12 protein-coding genes and 1 riboswitch are annotated in these 16,203 nt (G+C 59.4%); of the genes, 4 read left to right on the top strand and 8 right to left on the bottom strand.

The window, feature by feature from the left end:
• Nucleotides 1–72: 72 nt before the first annotated feature.
• The 8 genes from AWB66_RS04815 to AWB66_RS04850 form a co-directional block, all read right to left on the bottom strand.
• Nucleotides 73–333 carry a hypothetical protein gene (locus AWB66_RS04815; RefSeq protein WP_087629142.1) on the bottom strand — a complete coding sequence of 87 codons (261 nt, stop codon included), beginning with the start codon at nt 331–333 and terminating at the stop codon, nt 73–75.
• 101 nt (nt 334–434) lie between these two features.
• On the bottom strand, nt 435–1,271 hold the full coding sequence (locus tag AWB66_RS34270) for a YqaJ viral recombinase family nuclease (RefSeq protein WP_407642266.1): 837 nt from the start codon (nt 1,269–1,271) through the stop codon (nt 435–437).
• A gap of 134 nt (nt 1,272–1,405) precedes the next feature.
• Nucleotides 1,406–2,389, bottom strand: a complete 984-nt coding sequence (locus tag AWB66_RS04825) for a DUF932 domain-containing protein (protein ID WP_087629143.1) — start codon at nt 2,387–2,389, stop codon at nt 1,406–1,408.
• A gap of 97 nt (nt 2,390–2,486) precedes the next feature.
• Nucleotides 2,487–2,951 carry a complement resistance protein TraT gene (locus AWB66_RS04830; protein ID WP_235020995.1) on the bottom strand — a complete coding sequence of 155 codons (465 nt, stop codon included), beginning with the start codon at nt 2,949–2,951 and terminating at the stop codon, nt 2,487–2,489.
• Nucleotides 2,952–3,255: 304 nt separating this feature from the next.
• Complete coding sequence (locus AWB66_RS04835; protein ID WP_087629144.1) at nt 3,256–3,837, bottom strand: hypothetical protein; 582 nt, start codon at nt 3,835–3,837, stop codon at nt 3,256–3,258.
• 93 nt (nt 3,838–3,930) lie between these two features.
• Nucleotides 3,931–4,908 (bottom strand): ADP-ribosylglycohydrolase family protein, encoded by a 978-nt coding sequence (locus AWB66_RS04840; protein WP_087629145.1) that lies wholly within the window; start codon nt 4,906–4,908, stop codon nt 3,931–3,933.
• A 128-nt stretch (nt 4,909–5,036) separates the two neighbouring features.
• The gene (metK, locus tag AWB66_RS04845; RefSeq protein WP_087629400.1) at nt 5,037–6,185 is read right to left on the bottom strand and encodes a methionine adenosyltransferase; all 1,149 of its coding nucleotides are present in this window, start codon (nt 6,183–6,185) and stop codon (nt 5,037–5,039) included.
• A 117-nt stretch (nt 6,186–6,302) separates the two neighbouring features.
• Nucleotides 6,303–6,731 carry a DUF3293 domain-containing protein gene (locus AWB66_RS04850; RefSeq protein WP_087629146.1) on the bottom strand — a complete coding sequence of 143 codons (429 nt, stop codon included), beginning with the start codon at nt 6,729–6,731 and terminating at the stop codon, nt 6,303–6,305.
• 26 nt (nt 6,732–6,757) lie between these two features.
• A riboswitch (SAM-I-IV-variant riboswitch) is annotated at nt 6,758–6,863 on the bottom strand.
• Between the two features lie 479 nt (nt 6,864–7,342).
• Here AWB66_RS04850 and AWB66_RS04855 point away from each other — a divergent pair.
• From AWB66_RS04855 to AWB66_RS04870, 4 genes are all read left to right on the top strand, one after another.
• Entirely contained in the window at nt 7,343–10,129 is a 2,787-nt protein-coding gene (locus AWB66_RS04855) for a site-specific DNA-methyltransferase (protein WP_087629147.1), read from the top strand.
• Entirely contained in the window at nt 10,126–13,290 is a 3,165-nt protein-coding gene (locus AWB66_RS04860; RefSeq protein WP_087629148.1) for a BPTD_3080 family restriction endonuclease, read from the top strand. Before AWB66_RS04855 ends, AWB66_RS04860 begins: the two co-directional genes overlap by 4 nt.
• A gap of 116 nt (nt 13,291–13,406) precedes the next feature.
• Nucleotides 13,407–13,793 carry a hypothetical protein gene (locus AWB66_RS04865; RefSeq protein ID WP_125469662.1) on the top strand — a complete coding sequence of 129 codons (387 nt, stop codon included), beginning with the start codon at nt 13,407–13,409 and terminating at the stop codon, nt 13,791–13,793.
• A 779-nt stretch (nt 13,794–14,572) separates the two neighbouring features.
• Nucleotides 14,573–16,132, top strand: a complete 1,560-nt coding sequence (locus tag AWB66_RS04870) for a methyl-accepting chemotaxis protein (protein WP_087629150.1) — start codon at nt 14,573–14,575, stop codon at nt 16,130–16,132.
• Nucleotides 16,133–16,203: the final 71 nt, after the last annotated feature.

Below are 16,203 nucleotides of genomic sequence, written 5' to 3' on the forward strand. Positions count from 1 at the left end.
CGGATGCGTGCGCGTGGGAAATGAGTAAGTGAGAGCCGACGACGGGCGCCGGGGATGGGAAGGTCGGTAGTCTTAAGGCTTGTCGTTGCCCGGTGCCGGCGGCATGGGTCTGCCGAGCGCGGCGAGCAGCATCTCGGCGTTGGTGTGCAGCGCAGGCAGAATGCTTGCAGCACCGGGCATCGACGCGAGCGAACGAATCAGCTCGCGCTTGCGATACTGCTCGCAGCACAGGGCGGCCGCGATGCTGACTGCCGTGACGCCTGCCACGATACCAAGGCCTTTCAGCAGGCTGGCAGACCGCGGCAGGCGATAAATAACATCGGTTTGAGGCATGGACTTCTCCAGATGACGGACGAGCGCGCGCCTCCGGATAGACCGGACGCGGTGCCCGTGACGGGAAAGGAAAAAACAGGATGGCCGGTCGCAGGCCCGGCTTATACCGTTAGGGAACGTTCGGCGAGCTCGCGGCGGAGAGCCGCCGCCCTTGCCTGCGAGCACCCGAGGTAACGGCGAATGTCGGCCACGGTCGGGCGTAGGTGACCGGCCGCGATGTCGCGAACGAGCCGGGTCATTTCGTCATCGGGCGAAGACTCACTCGGTAACGGTGTGACGGGATCGCCGCGCGGGGCGTGACCGCCAGTGACAGTTGTGCGATCACGCGTTACAGCTTCGCAGCCGACAGTCTGATCGACGTGACTTGCCGTTACCTCGCGTTGAGGCATGACCGTAAAGTTCGTGAACGGCGGGGCGTTGGTTGGAATGGCTTCAGTCACTGCTGGCCCGGGAGCCGGTAATAACGGTGGCCGAAGTGCGACTGTCCACAGCAGGCATGCGACACCTTCCAGAACTGCCGCGAACGCGAGCCCCGAGAGCACATCGACACGCCACAGATGCACACCGAATTTGCCTGCCGTCTTGCACTCGAGTAACTGCACGTCACGATTACCGACGATTTCGCGATCGACGTTGGCCAGCATGAAGGCGATCGTCGGATGCTGAAGCACGGCATTGACCCGCCGAACTTTGTTGCCAGTCTGCTTCGTGTACGACGCTGCAACGATCGGTTCCAGCAGCGTTCCCCAGTACACCGGCTCCGTCGTGTCGTCGGGATTGGGGCGACGCAGGTTCGCATCGCGCCCGGTCTTGATGAGCCACAGTTCGAGCGGGCTCATGTACGGACTGAGCCCCACGGCAGCGGCGGCATCCGAACCGCCAATTCCGTTCTTTCTCACCGATAGCCACTCATCGCGCGACAGGTCTTTCGTTTCCACGAGTCGTAATGCCGGACGGTTTCTGCCCCGGCTAGCCAGTTCAGCTTGCGACACAATCACCTCCAGATGTGAAAATGCCCGGCGGGGGAAACCCCGGCCGGGCATTTATGACGTAAAAACAGGGAATGAAAACTTCATGCGACGAGCTTCATCGCTTCGTCCCATGCGCGCTGCTTGAGCGTGGCGCCTGCACCGAACCACGCGGCATCGCGCCGGTGATCGTCGCTGCGCGCGCGCCGCTGGTGATCGACAAATTCGGTGATCGAATTTACGAGCCCCCATGCAGTACCTGCAGCAGAGGGAAGCGTGGCGCCCTTGCCGCGACCGGTGTACAGCGCCTGCACAGCTTTGATTGCGCTGTCGTTGGTGGCCGGCGCCGGCATGTTCGGGCCGCCTGCCGTATACGTGAGCACACGGCGGAAGAACGCGTCCGCGGAGGTATCGCTCACCTTACGTTCCGAAAGCGCCTTCATTCGCACCATGAACGCGTCCCATGACGACACAGCGATGCCGAGCTGACGCTTGACGGCCCGCGCGTCGAACTGCGAGCGATGTGGGACCTTCACGGCGCCGGCACCGGCGCCGTCTCCTAGCGCGATCTGCAGCGTGTTATTGCAGACCACACGCACTGACGTGAATTGGGCAGTGGTCGCAAGGGTGCCGTCGCAGGCGGTGGCGAGCAGCAGGTAGCCGTTGACCTGGTCCTTGCCCTTGAGTGCAACACCCTGACCGGTACGGGCGAGCGCCCAAAGCTTTTTGCCGTCCTTGAGGACGCCCGCAGTCTCCAGCTCGAAGCCGCCGACCTCGGTTAAATCCCTGTAGAACTCTAAGATTTCTCGAGGTTGAACGACCTGGTAGCGCGACGACACGACGGACAGCGGTTCCTTAGTATCCGAGCGATACAGCACGCGCTGTTCGGGAAAGGCATGGATCGAGCCGATGCTGTTGCCAGATCCGCTGGAACCATCAGCAACGTATCGAACCTCAGCGGTTTCGATGGTCCAGTCCATCCCCGCTTCGCGCGCCCAGACTTCAATCGCTTGGCGCGGGGAGAGCTGATTGCCAAGACCATGCCAGGGCGTTTCACCGACATAGGCCATGTTGCGAACGAGATGCATGATTGACTCCTTGGGAAAAACGAGCGCATACGGCCCGGCACACGGCCGGGCAAAAGCGCATTAACGGGAAGAAACAGCGAAGGGGAAAGGCGACGGTTCAGGCAGATGCTTTGGGCCGACTGAATGTGTGGCCACAGGCGTGACAGCGGAAGTTGTCCAGCACCTTGTCGTCGACGATCTCGCCGAAGACCGAGCCCGTCGCGCAGCCTGCGGCGCCGCCGATCAATCCAGCGATCACGGCGCCGGCAATCGCGCCGCACACGGCGCCAGCCGGGCCAGCCAGCACGCCGACCGTTGCACCGGTTTCTGCGCCGGAGAGCGCGAACGCGATGCCACTGGTGGTGCCAGCGACGGTGCCGATCGCACCACCGGTCCTGCGGGCCAGATTGCGGGCATCGACACGGCTCGACTGGCATTTCGGGCAAGGTGGGATGCCGGCCGAGGATGCGGTAAGCTGGACAGGCGGCGAAGACAAGCCGGGTTCGACGGGTTCGCGCATGCCGTCGCCCATGTACATGTCGGCTGGGCCGAAAGACTCTTGATGCGGGAACGGGTTATGCATGGCGCGTAGCCTCCCGGCGGACTTTCTCAGTGTATTGGCGCAATCCAACGGATGTCAGCACGCCGGCCGTAAAGACGACCGCGAAAACGATCAGGAATTCGAGGGGAGATGAGGTGGTAGGCATCATTCGCTCCGATGGTTTCGCCAGCGCGGGATTGCAGTGGCGGAGCGGCAGGCTGTTGCCTTTGCTCGGGGCGGTGATATGTGGTTAAGATTTTTTTGAATCTTCTATTGAAGGGGCTGGCAAGGCAGCCTGCAATGTTCTCGTGCTATCGGACGCCGACAGTGGGTGCGTGCGATTGCTTTAGGACCCCATCTCGTTGCTGCCAGCTGTAAGCTGCGCATCATAGATCTGTTTAGCGCGCAAGTATCTGCCATAGGACCCGAAGAATCCCGCACCCACTGTTTCGACCAAGCCGCCAGACTCGAAAATCAAACCCTTGTGCCGAAGCAGTGCAGCATGATATTCGCCGGCCTCAGCCGGATGAAAGATTCCGAGGGATCGTGCATCTTCGAACGCAAGCTGCGCCTCGTCGCCCAGTGCGATCCGGACGAATAGCACCTCTTTTGCATCGTGTAGTTTCCAGGCGACGTACTCCTGCTGATAGTCTGCTGATAGCTTCTTCAGAAAGTTTTTCAGTCGACCGGAATCGTCGCCTTCCCTGCCGATCACCATGTATGCCCGGTCGATTACTGCTTTGCGTTGGTCCGGGTGCCGCGAATCGATAAAACTGCTATCGATGCGTCGGAAGCCGAATCCCCCGATGGATATATCGGCCTGAAGCGCTCGGCGTCTGCGTAAGCTCTCATCGGCCCTGCAATCGGACCGGTGTGAGGTGACGAAGCCGATGTTTTGACGCCGGGTACGCTGTTCGATCTCATGCAAAGCGGTTTCGTCGAGCCTCGACAGCGCTCCTGATCCATTTCGTCTCTGATCTGCTGTAGTGACTTGATCATCTTGTTCTCTCGCAACTGAGCGTTAATTTCGTTGCTCAAGGCTACCCGATGCATCGGCCGCAAACGCTACCAGTAATGGTGCCACGAGCTCATATCCGCGTAGCGCTCCGACCCAGCGCGCGGGAACGCCAGCAAGGCCGAACCGGATGCCAGCGAGGCCACCTGCCACCGCGGCAGTGGTGTCCGTATCGTGGCCAAACAGGATCGCGGTCCGGACGACGTCCTCGAATGAGCTTTCTTCCAATGCCCTTCTTGCAGACCAGAGGGTGTCGATGACGTACCCTGTCCCACGCGGCCGATCGGTCTTCGGAAACCTTCGCAGCACGTTCAACTCCGAGAGAAACACCGTTTTTTCCTCTTCGCGCGGCCACGCTTCATAGATTGCTTCCAGACGCTCATCGGCCCACGACCACGGGTCGCCCAGGTTTCGCAGGTAGCCCCTCGCCAGAAGGCAGTAGAACGCACACGCGACCAGCGAGCGAGGATGGGCATGAGTCGGTAGCGATTGCAGATGAGCATCCTTGACCAGCGCCTCATCGGTGCCCGCGTGCCAGATAGCCAGCGGCAGAACCCGCATCAGCGAGCCATTGCCGTTGTCCATTTCGGACGCACCGCCCGATTCGCGCGGCGACACTCCGTCGCCTATGTTGCGCAACGCTTCGCCCGTCTGAATGCCGACGTCGAACACGTCACCGTCGATGGCCATGTAGCCATGATTCAACCACCGTACAAGCCGGCCTGCAAAATCAGTCAGCGAAAGTGTCCCGCATTCAAGCAGGCTGGCGAGCAGACAGAGTGCCTGAGCGCCATCGTCGGACCACGTGCCAGCAGGCACGCCTGCATGTGAGCGCCTGAATTCGGCGGGCGTGACCATTTCTATCTGATCGCGCGAAGGAAGCCGCTCCGGCGGACGAAACTCATAACCGACGCCGACGGCATCGCCGACCAGCAACCCAACAACCCCTCCCAGTTCGGCGTTGAATTCGTTGTGCTGCCGCATTGAAGTAAAGTCGTTCCCAATTGACAAGTTCGCTCTCCCCGAATGTAAGACAATGGATCACGTGCGACAGTACCGACGTATCCATCACGTCATTGATGTTTAAGTGAGTGTGGCACTCTGCGTCTGCGTCATTGCACGACTTCCCAAGGCAGGTTGAGATCATCGCGACCAAAATGCCCATAAGCGGCGGTCGGGTAGTAGATCGGGCGCAGCAGATCGAGTGTGTCGATAATCCCTTGCGGGCGCAGATCGAACTCGCGCCCGAGTTCGGCGGCGACATTTCGCGGGCGCCCAGTTTCAGTTCCGAACGTCTCGACGACGAAGCTCACGGGTTCAGCGACACCGATCGCATACGCCAGTTGCACCAGAGCCCGTCTGGCCCAGCCGCGTGCCACGACCTGTTTGGCAAGAAACCGAGCCATGTAAGCGGCCGACCGATCCACTTTGGATGGATCCTTGCCCGAGAAAGCGCCTCCGCCATGTGGGGCAGCGCCGCCGTAAGTGTCGACGATGATCTTACGACCCGTCAGCCCGGCATCACCCTTAGGCCCGCCTGTGACAAAACGTCCGGTAGGGTTAATCAGCGTGCGGAAGGACGTAGAGCGGAGATTCTCAGGAATGACCGCGTCGATGAGATGTCGTTGGATGGCTTCCCGCAATGTGTCGAGTTCAATGCCGTCATCGTGTTGGGTCGAAAGCACGACGGCGTCGACGGTCGTCGGTCGACCATCGACATAACTGAACGTGACCTGCGATTTCGCGTCCGGTTGCAGCCACGGCAGCGCGCCACTTTTCCTGAGTTCAGCCTGCCGGCGTACCAGTCGATGCGCATAGACGATGGGGGCAGGCATGAGTTCCGGTGTCTCGTCGGTGGCGTAACCGAACATCAATCCCTGATCACCGGCGCTCAGAACGCCATCGGCACGATCGACGCCCTGGTTGATATCCTGCGATTGGCCGTTGAAACGGATCTGGACCTCGCATTGATCGGGCGCGATGCCAGTATCGGCATTGCTGTAGCCGGTTTCGCGAAGTACCTGGCGCACGAGGGACGCCGCGGATTCACGCACAGCATGGAAATCTTCGATGCGTCTCGTCTTGAATTCTCCCGCGACGATCACGCACTGATCCGCGAGAAGGGTCTCGCAGGCAACGCGTGCGTGCGGATCTCTTGCGAGGAACGCATCGAGGATGCGATCGGAAATCGCGTCAGCAAGCTTGTCGGGATGGCCCTCGGAAACGGATTCCGAGGAAAAAAGCCCGTTTTGAATTGACATCGTCATCTCCTGTTTAGCCGCGTTCGACAAATCGTCGGGGGCGGCAATCCGGATCAAATCCCCCCCGGTTCTTTCCTGTATAGGGCGGCGAACCAGCCGAATCAAATCAACGACGACTCATCTCAACAGGACAAGCTGCGGCGTAGCGTCAGCGTCGGACCAGACAATTGCGTTCTGACCATATCGCGTACCAAGCGCCTTTGCGAGTTCAAGTGAGACTCCCCGTACAAGGAAGCTCGCTTCGCCAGGCCAATTGTTCGATGGGTGCTGACCGACACCATCGATAAAGGTCAGACCAAGCTGCTTCAGCTCGTCCGCCAGTGCCTGTTGTCTGGCCGCATTGAGCTCGTCACTAGAATGCTGACTGAAGGGGTTGCAGGCGGTGATGAAAGCACTGCATTCGCTGCCATGCGCTTTATGCAGCGTTGACAGTGCCGGATTGGTTTCGCCGACCTTCAATGTCGTTGGCGTGTCGCCGTGGACACGGTAGTGCGTTTCCAGATAGGCCTGGATCGTTTCGCGAGGAATGGTTGAGTCAGAAAACAAAAACCCTCCGTTAAGGAGGGTCGACGCGTTATCCGTTTGCTTGCTCGCTCAGGAGCCACATCCGCTTTCGCGATCCACCTTGCCCGGAAAGGCAGGTTGGCTTGGGCGTCGACCCAATTCAAAATGCGAAGGCAGTAGAGCACGCGCCTCGACACATGTCAAGTCGATCTCGATATTGAAGATCGGGGTAAGTCAAATATCGAAGATAAGATTCGTCAGTAGCCTCGCGTTTTTATCGTAATGAAGGCGGTATACACATGCACGAGGAATAGACGGCCAGACATATCTCTCCCAAGGTAGCGGAGGCGGCTAACGGATAGCGGGGAGCGGCCAACGCCCCCTTCTTCATGAGTTACCTCTCCTGTTGGGCAGTAACCCGAATGTGAAAGAACACTTGCAGTGCGCTTGAGTCCGCCCTACGTGCACTTTGCGTGTCCGACGAGTCCGGAGAGTTAGAAGGGAGCCGTGCTACAGGCGGGTATCGCGTACGTTCGATGTGCATTCTGATGTTGCTGCTGGGTTGTCGATCAAAAAATGCGAGGCTAGTAGCAACAATGATGCCGACGCTGATATTCTGTTCGCTTTTCGACAAATACCGAGTAAGAGGGCAAATGGCGACCCGTCGCAGCACTTCGAGTTCAGGCAGTGTACAGACCACCAACTACAAGCACAGCCAGAAGGCCGTACAGCGGCCGGAAGTGGGTGTGCAGGACCAGTTCAACACCAAGAAGTCACCTCGAACCTATCGTTACGACAGCAGCCTTGACCCTGCCTTGAGCTGGGACGAGAATCGTGACCGCGAGCTGGCTGAGTGGCTGATTCAACTAGTGCAGCGGTGCGCTGTCGACGGAGAAGCGGCGACGTTTGCACAGCCTCAGGCTTGGGCGGGAGGGGGTGTCCAAGTGCAGTCCTTGAAGGCTGCCGCCGACCTGTTGAAGGCCTTGAGTCAGCCCTTTCTGAATTGGACGGGCAAGGCAGAGCGGCATCAGATATCGGTGCCTACCGTGCCTCTTTTCGTGCACGAGCAGCACTCGACCAAAGCCATCCTGGACGGTATCAAACATCGGAAAGCCAAGGGAACCACCTTCGACCTGTTTGGCGACGGGGGCGGTTTGGACGTAACTGACAAGCTGGACGCCTACGAGCATAAGGGACCTTGGCAAAACCGGATGGTTCTGGGCGACAGCTTGCAGGTGATGAATTCACTGCTGGAATTCGAGGGGCTGGGTGGTCAAGTTCAAATGGTCTATATAGACCCACCTTACGGCGTTAAGTACGGGTCGAACTTCCAACCATTTGTTCGCAAGAGAGATGTGAAGCATGGCGGTGACTCCGACATGACTCGCGAACCAGAAATGGTGAAAGCATATCGGGACACCTGGGAGTTGGGGCTTCACTCCTACTTAACATATTTACGTGACCGATTCCTGTTAACGCGGGAACTCTTGAGTAGAAGCGGGAGCATTTTTGTCCAGATTTCTGACGAAAATCTTCACCACGTACGCGAACTAATGGACGAAGTATTTGGCCCGCAGAATTTTGTCGCAATCATCACTTACGCAAAAACAACGTCAACGACCAGCGAAGACCTATCGGTAGTGAACGACTACATAATCTGGTACGCACGTGACAAAGAAGCGACTAAGAAGAGGATGCTGTACAAGACCAAGCGCGCAGGAGAGGTAGGTGGGACGGGTTACACGAAGGTGTTTCTCCCTAATGGTGAAGTTCGCCCAATATCTGATTATCCAGATGACTTGCCCGCCAATGCCAAGCTATGCGCAACTGGCGACCTGACTTCCTCTAAGCCTCCCGGTGATTTCCCAGTCGAGTTTAAAGGCAAGCAATGGCGACCGACCAAGGGCTATTGGAAAACTGGCCACGATGGCATGAAGAGGCTGTTAGAAGCAAAACGGGTATACGCTGGTAAAACCACTCTGGGATACATCCGACTTTTGGATGATTTTCCTTGCTTTGAACTAAATAATATCTGGACGGACACAGTTGGCCAGAATCAATTCGGTCCGGATGGCAAAGTGTATGCGGTACAAACTGCCAATATCGCAATTCAGCGCTGTATGCTCATGTGTACGGAACCAGGCGACTTGGTGTTTGACCCGACTTGTGGCTCTGGCACGACCGCATACGTCGCCGAGCAGTGGGGGCGTCGTTGGATTACCTGTGACACATCGCGTGTACCTTTGGCTCTCGCACGCCAGCGGCTACTAACGGCGACGTTCCCCTATTATGAGTTGAAGGATCCCCAGACGGGGCCGCAGGGCGGCTTTGTGTACAAGCGCAGGCAGAATCGCAAGGGCGAGGAAGTCGGCGGGTTGGTGCCGCACATCACGTTGAAGTCCATCGCCAACGACGAACAGCCCGTCATGGAAGTGTTGGTTGACCGTCCCGAGGTCAATGACAATGTAACCAGGGTCGCGGGGCCGTTCGTGGTTGAGGCTACCATCGCCCCGGCTCAGACGGTTGATCCCGATGGCGGCGAAGCTACGGTACCGGTTAAGAGCATGGACGGCGCGCTCGGCGATGCCGACGCCGCTAACAGTGCTTTGCCACATACTGCGACTGAGTCGGTGGCCCGTTACGGCGACCCGGCGACCCACATCGAACGCATGACGCAAGTGTTGCGGCAGTCCAAGACGCTGCGCTTACCTGGTAACCGGGAGCTGGTACTGGCCGACATCCGGCGTATGGCCGATAGCGACGCTCTGCACGCTGAAGGGCTAGATGCTGAAGGCAACCGCATCGCAGTGGTATTTGGTCCAGAGGATGGCGCGATAACCTCTGACCTCGTATTTGAGGCCGCGCGCGAAGCGTACTTCCTGAAGTTTCCGCACCTCTATTTCTTCGGCTTTGCGATACAGGCAAAGGCGCGCGAACTGCTGGAGGACCGCAACAAGCTGCGGGTGCCATGCACTTATGTCACGGTCACGCCGGACGTGGCCATGAGCGACCTACTTAAGACCAGCCGAGCGAGTGAAATTTTCTCAGTCACCGGCCTGCCAGACGTAGCCGTGCGCAAGACTGGCAAAAAGAACGATGACGGAGCCGAGCTGTTCGAGGTCGAGTTGAACGGCCTCGATATCTTCAACCCCGCCACTATGAAGCAGGAAGCCATCGAGGGCCAAAGCGTGCCCGCGTGGATGCTGGACACGGACTACGACGGCATGTGCTTCTATGCCACCCAAGTGTTCTTCCCGAAGACGGCCGCGTGGGACAACCTACGGAAGTCGCTCAAGGCCGAGTTTGTCCCGTCGGTGTGGGAACATCTCGCGGGTACCGTGAGCGAGCCGTTCCCCATGGGTTCCAAACGCCGGGTGGCGGTCAAGGTGATTGACGAGCGGGGTAACGAGCTGATGCGAGTGGTTGAGGTGAAGGTATGAGCCAAATCAAAGCCGTTGAAGCCCCCATCATCAACTTCCCCTACGACGAGCCGCAGCACCATTGGCATATCGAGGAAGGGAAACCGCCGGAAAAGCGGTCAGGTCGTCGCCTGGCCTCGTATTTTTTTCGGGTGCCCGACCGCGCAGCGCGAGGCCGCAAGACTAAAGGCCAACAGTCGATATTCGATGACTCATCGAAGGGGCAGGAATACCTGTTAGACCTGGCCAATCTGATACGTCAGCGCCTGAAGGAATGGCGTGACCGTGAATACGCCGGGGCCACCAAGGTAACACGGGAACTGCTGGAACTGTGGCATTCGCCCGACAGGGCGCAGCGGCTGTTCTTCGCTCAGCTGGAGGCGGTGGAAACCGTACTGTTTCTGGTGGAGGGGCCGGACGACCTAAAGCAGGGTGTTACCGTTCCCACGGATGAGCCTGGCGATGATGCGAAGGCTGAGGGTTATAAGGCTTTTGCACGTTATGCACTCAAAATGGCGACCGGTAGCGGCAAGACTACCGTAATGGGCATGCTGTCCGCATGGTCCATTTTGAACAAAGTGGCGCAGCCGCAGGCAGCGGCGTATTCGGACACGGTGCTCATCGTCTGCCCGAACGTGACGATCCGCGACCGTCTTCGCGAGTTGGACCCGAATCTGGATGAACTGAGTCTTTACCGCACGCGCCAGCTGGTGCCGCTGCATCGTATGCCCGACCTGCGCCGCGGCGAAGTTTTCATCACCAACTGGCACAATCTGGAGCGACGCGAGTTGGGTGACGTCAACGGAACGTCGGCTAGGGTGGTCAAGCGCGGCGTGCCAGTGGAAAAGCTGCGCACCGTTAAGCTGGGAGGCAAGGACTCGCTGACCGACGCCGATATTCGCCAGCAAGCGTTAACCGGAGCCTTCGATATTGTGCGTGAACTGCGCGACAACAAGGACCAGCTCACCGGCTTTGAGGTCAAGGAGGTGCGCTACTACGAGAGCGACGCGGCGTTTCTGCGACGCGTGCTCGGCAATCGCAAAGGGCGTAGTTCTGCCATCTTGGTGATGAACGACGAGGCTCACCACGCCTATCGGCGTGGCAAGCTCGACGCCGACGACACCTTTGCCATTGACGAGGAAACCGCCGAGGTGGACGCCCGCGAGGCCACGGTCTGGATTGAAGGACTGGACCGCATCAATAATGCTTTGGGCGGACGCAGCAACGGCATCCGCCTGTGCGTCGATTTGTCGGCGACGCCGTTCTACATCCAGGGTAGCGGCAACGAGGTGGGCAAGCCTTTCCCGTGGGTGGTAACCGACTTTAGCCTTCTTGAGGCTATCGAGGCTGGGCTGGTGAAGATTCCGCAACTGCCAACGCAAGACATCGGCGGCACAGAGACGCCGGCCTATTTCAATGTGTGGCGGTGGGTGCAGGAGATAGCGGAGAAGGAGGGGCATAGTGGCAAGCTCACGCCAGACTTGCTGATGCGCTACGCGACTCAACCTATCTCGCAGTTGGCTGACGAGTGGCGCAAGACGGCCAAGCAGTGGAGCAGTCAGTATGCGGCTGGGCACCGCAAGAGCGATGTGCCACCTGTGTTCATCATCGTATGCCGTGATACCGCGCTAGCGAAGGAGCTGTATGAATGGTTGGCCAACGGTAACAGCGCTTACGGCGCCGCTCCAGAACAGTTCCGCAACGCACCAGGCCGCGAATGGACCGTGCGGGTAGATAGCAAGGTAGCCGAAGACATTGCCCAAGGTGGGGGGAAGAACAACGAGGCTCGCCGCCTGCGTTTCGTGCTGGAGACTATCGGCAAAACCTCGTGGCCCGGCAACCACGTACCCGAAGAATACGTGGCCATGGTAGAGAAGCACAACCACAAGGTCCTTGATGACGAGAGCAGCGGGCTTATGACCATCGATGCAAGCGTCCCGCCGGGTCGAGACGTGCGTTGCATCATTAGCGTCGCCATGCTTTCCGAGGGATGGGACGCAACCACCGTCACACATGTGGTGGGCCTGCGGCCGTTCGGCTCTCAACTCTTGTGCGAGCAGGTGGTCGGTCGAGCGCTCCGTCGCACTTCATACGCTGTAGACGAAGCCACCGGTTTCTTCCGGGAAGAAACGGCCAAGGTCTTTGGTGTGCCGTTTGAGTTAATTCCGTTCAAGGTGGAAGGCGGGGCACAGCAATCGCCGTCACCGCCGGCCAATCAGATTTACGCTGTCGCCTCTAAGGCACAGTACGAAATCCGTTTTCCGGTCGCAGAGGGGTACACCGACCCTGGAATGACCCGCCTGACCGTCGACTGGCCTAAGGTGCCATCGCTGGAACTGAACCCCATGAGCGTGCCTGATACCACGTTGATGAAGGGGTTGACCACAGCGGACGGTACGCTTGCCGCCTATGGGCCGGGCATTGCCGATGTTGTGAATCTGGACCAGTGGCGGGCCGCTGTGCGTGTACAGCAGGTGGCCTTCACGATGGCGAAGGTGCTCTCGCAGCAGTGGATAAACGAGCGAGGTGACATCATACCCACGCATCGTTTGTTCCCCCAGATGCTTGGTTATGCGCAGCGGTTTCTCGCGGGCAAGCTGGCGTGTCATGGTAACCGCGCGCCGCAGGATGTAGCACTAAACCCGTACTTTCAGCAAGCCGTGGGCATCTTGTTTGATTCGCTCATCCCAGTGGACGAGAGCGGCAAGAGCCGGGAGCGTCCCATCGTTGCACCAGGCGCAGCCGGTGAGCGGTCGACGCGCCATGTTGAATTTTTCACTGGGCGGCAGCTGTGGCCGGTGCAGAAGTGCCATCTGAATGCCATGGTGGCCGACACAAAAACGTGGGAGCAAGCCGCAGCTACAGCCCTCGACGCCCACGATGCTGTTGCACGGTGGGTCAAGAATGACCATCTTGGCTTCATTGTGCCTTACCGCAAGGACGGCGTGCGCCGCCGCTATTTGCCCGATTTCATTGTTGAATTGACGAACGGTGAACGGCTGATGGTGGAAATTAAAGGGCAGACCGGCGATGCTGAGGTTAAGGCAGCCGCCGCGCATCGCTGGTGTAACGCGGTCAACAATGACGGCCGGTTCGGCTGTTGGAGTTACCATCTGGTGCGCCAGCCGCCTGACCTGATGAAGTTGCTGGACTCATTCGTGACATGCGTCGTGGCCGCCTAAATGGAAACGTTGGTCCGCCCTTGAGGTGGACCGCAGTCTTTCACGGCCGACAAGCCAGCAGGCCAATGGGACGCAGCGAACACCCGAAAACTACCATCTTCTGACGTTCAAGAGCCATGACTTCGAAGACTAATCGCTCTGCCGCAGGTGTGGGGGATACCATCATCATTGCCGCCCTGGACGAGAGCTTCCATAAAGTCTTCTTAGGTGAACGGTGCTGGTATCCGATACGGCTTGGGGACGAACGCAAGAAGGCAATCAAATGGATAGCTGTCTATCGAGGGCAGCCAGTCAGCGCGATCACGTGTTACGCAAGAATTGAAAGCATCGACAAGTATTTGGAGACTGGTCGATACAAGATCGTCTTTGGCGAGCCGCTAGACCTCGATCATGCGATTGGAAGCGGAATGCCGAACAATCAGGCCATTCAGGGCCATCGCTACACCACCTTGGCGAAGCTCAAGCTAGCAAGAGTCCTTGATGACTTGAAGCCATGGGACTGAGATTGAGATATCGCTGCTTGCTCATGAACATGATGAACAAAACGCCCGGCGCAGCGTCACGATCCGGCGACCAGACAGGCGGCGACGCCTGAGTGTATTATTTTCACAACGGTGGCGCCGCGACGCGTTCGCGTCAGGATCGCTGAAAGGCGACCAAAGGAGTCTATCGGACGGTCGCAGGAAGGAAGCGCAATTGGGGGCAACAATGGGGGCATCTCTGACTGGCTGCACACCAAAGTGATTGCCCATGGCGCAATCGGACGGTTAGTTTGGTAGTCCTCCTCCCACCACGGATCCAATAAGAAGCGCACGACATCACAAGATGCCGTGCGCTTTTTGCTTTTCGGTCTCCGATGCCCGATGTCCCTCGGTGCACTTGCCGCCGGCACACAAACCAACCCCGCCTCCCCATCGCGACCCAACTCCACCGCCAAACCCATTGCGCAAAAAAAAACCGCTCAGCGCCGGGTGGCAGTGAGCGGACAAGATCGGAGAGTTACAACGACAACATGCGCATACATGGAATGCACATGCGAAAAAGCATACGTGGCCCCGTCGCGCCGTCCCATACGAATTCTCCTAAAAAAATGAAAGCCGTATGCATGCTGCCTTTCAGCCCCATTTCGGCACATATTTCCCACTTCGTATTCCCATCATTCAGCGCTTAAGAATCCGCTGAATAAGGCCGTAAAGCGTCTGTGCGCGATACAGATTTCGCCAGAACCATCCGATTCAATTCGTCGAATCCATCGGCGGGCGTCGGATCATGGGAGAGAGCAATGAAATGGTTTGACCGGCTGTCCGTGATGAACAAGCTGTTGCTGTCGTTCGCGGTCGTCATCGTGATTACGGCGTGCGTCGGCGGAACGGGCGTGCTGGCCCTCTCGAAGATGCACGCGCTCACCGAGGAAATCGGCGCGCGCCATCTCGACGGCATCTTTTGGGTCGAGGAAGCGAACAAGCACAAACTGAACACGGACCTCGCCGCCGCCAACCTCACTTTCGCCGACGACGCCGGCAAGGAAAAGCTGAAGCAGGGCATGGCGGCATCGCTCACGAGCATGCACCACGCGCTCGAGAACACCCGCGCGACGATCCTCTCCGCCGACGGCATCGCGCTCTACGACGCCGCCATCAAGCGCGCAGCGACGTGGGAAGACATCGTGCAGATGCAGATCGGCGCGAAGCCGATGCCCGTCTCGCTCGACCAGATGGGCCTGATCCAGCAGGCGATCGCCGCGAGCGAGGAAACGCGCAGCGCGTTCGAGCATCTCGTCGACTTCAAGCGCAGCCGCGCCACGGCCGCGCTTCAGGCATCGACCGCCGAATACGAATCGATGCGCCTCGTGCTCGTCTCGCTCGTGCTCGGCGCGATCGTCGCCGCGGGTTTGCTCGCGACGCTGATCGCCCGGCGCCTCTCGGCGCAACTCGGCGGCGAGCCGGAGTACGCGGCGCAGATCGCGGATCGGATCGCGTCCGGCGACCTCTCGACGCGCGTCGCGCTGCGCGAAGGCGACAGCCACAGCATGCTGCACAGCCTCGCGGGCATGAGCGTGAAACTCGCGGACATCGTCGGCGGGATCCGGCAGTCGAGCGACTCGATCCTGCTCGCCTCGCGCGAAATCGCGCAGGGCAACGTCGATCTTTCGCAGCGCACCGAGGAACAGGCGGCGTCGCTGGAGGAAACGGCGTCGAGCATGGAGGAACTCACCTCGACCGTGCACCAGAACGCGGAAAGCGCCGAGCAGGCGAGCGGCCTCGCGCGCGGGGCGTCGGAAGTGTCCGCGAAGGGGAGCGAACTGGTCGGCGATGTCGTCGAGACGATGCGCGATCTGGCCGCCGGCTCGAAGCGCATGACCGACATCATCGCCGTGATCGAAGGCATCGCGTTCCAGACCAACATTCTGGCGCTCAACGCGGCCGTCGAAGCGGCGCGCGCGGGCGAAGAAGGGCGCGGCTTCGCGGTGGTCGCGGGCGAAGTGCGTTCGCTCGCGCAGCGGAGCGCGCTGTCGGCGAAGGAAATCAAGGAGCTGATCGAGACGTCGACGTCGCGCGTGGACAGCGGCGCGGAACTCGCCGAGCGCGCCGGTCTCACGATGGCGGAGGTCACACAGGCGGTGCAGCGCGTGACCGACATCATGGAGCAGATCTCGGCGGCGTCGCTCGAACAGAGCACGGGCATCGAGCAGGTGAATCGCGCGGTCGCGCAAATGGACCAGGTGACGCAGCAGAACGCGGCGCTCGTCGAGCAGGCCGCCGCCGCGGCCGGCGCGATGGCCGATCAGGCCGAGCAACTGAAAGGCGCGGTCGCGGTGTTCGAGCTGGAGCGCGCGAAGTAAAGGTAGCCGATCGGCCAGCTTGTCAGCGCGAGGTGCACTCCGTACACTCGCGCCTAATTTCCAAGACAAGC

Origin of the sequence: Caballeronia telluris (assembly GCF_001544495.1) — a bacterium.
In the GTDB taxonomy this organism is placed as follows: Bacteria; Pseudomonadota; Gammaproteobacteria; order Burkholderiales; family Burkholderiaceae; genus Caballeronia; species Caballeronia telluris.

Excerpts from the sequence above, each read along its gene's own strand:
- AWB66_RS04825 (WP_087629143.1), bottom strand. The coding sequence starts at position 2,389 with ATGCATCTCGTTCGCAACATGGCCTATGTCGGTGAAACGCCCTGGCAT.
- AWB66_RS04860 (WP_087629148.1), top strand. The coding sequence starts at position 10,126 with ATGAGCCAAATCAAAGCCGTTGAAGCCCCCATCATCAACTTCCCCTAC.
- AWB66_RS04830 (WP_235020995.1), bottom strand. The coding sequence starts at position 2,951 with ATGCATAACCCGTTCCCGCATCAAGAGTCTTTCGGCCCAGCCGACATG.
- AWB66_RS04840 (WP_087629145.1), bottom strand. The coding sequence starts at position 4,908 with ATGCGGCAGCACAACGAATTCAACGCCGAACTGGGAGGGGTTGTTGGG.
- AWB66_RS04870 (WP_087629150.1), top strand. The coding sequence starts at position 14,573 with ATGAAATGGTTTGACCGGCTGTCCGTGATGAACAAGCTGTTGCTGTCG.
- metK (WP_087629400.1), bottom strand. The coding sequence starts at position 6,185 with ATGTCAATTCAAAACGGGCTTTTTTCCTCGGAATCCGTTTCCGAGGGC.
- AWB66_RS04865 (WP_125469662.1), top strand. The coding sequence starts at position 13,407 with ATGACTTCGAAGACTAATCGCTCTGCCGCAGGTGTGGGGGATACCATC.
- AWB66_RS04855 (WP_087629147.1), top strand. The coding sequence starts at position 7,343 with ATGGCGACCCGTCGCAGCACTTCGAGTTCAGGCAGTGTACAGACCACC.
- AWB66_RS04815 (WP_087629142.1), bottom strand. The coding sequence starts at position 333 with ATGCCTCAAACCGATGTTATTTATCGCCTGCCGCGGTCTGCCAGCCTG.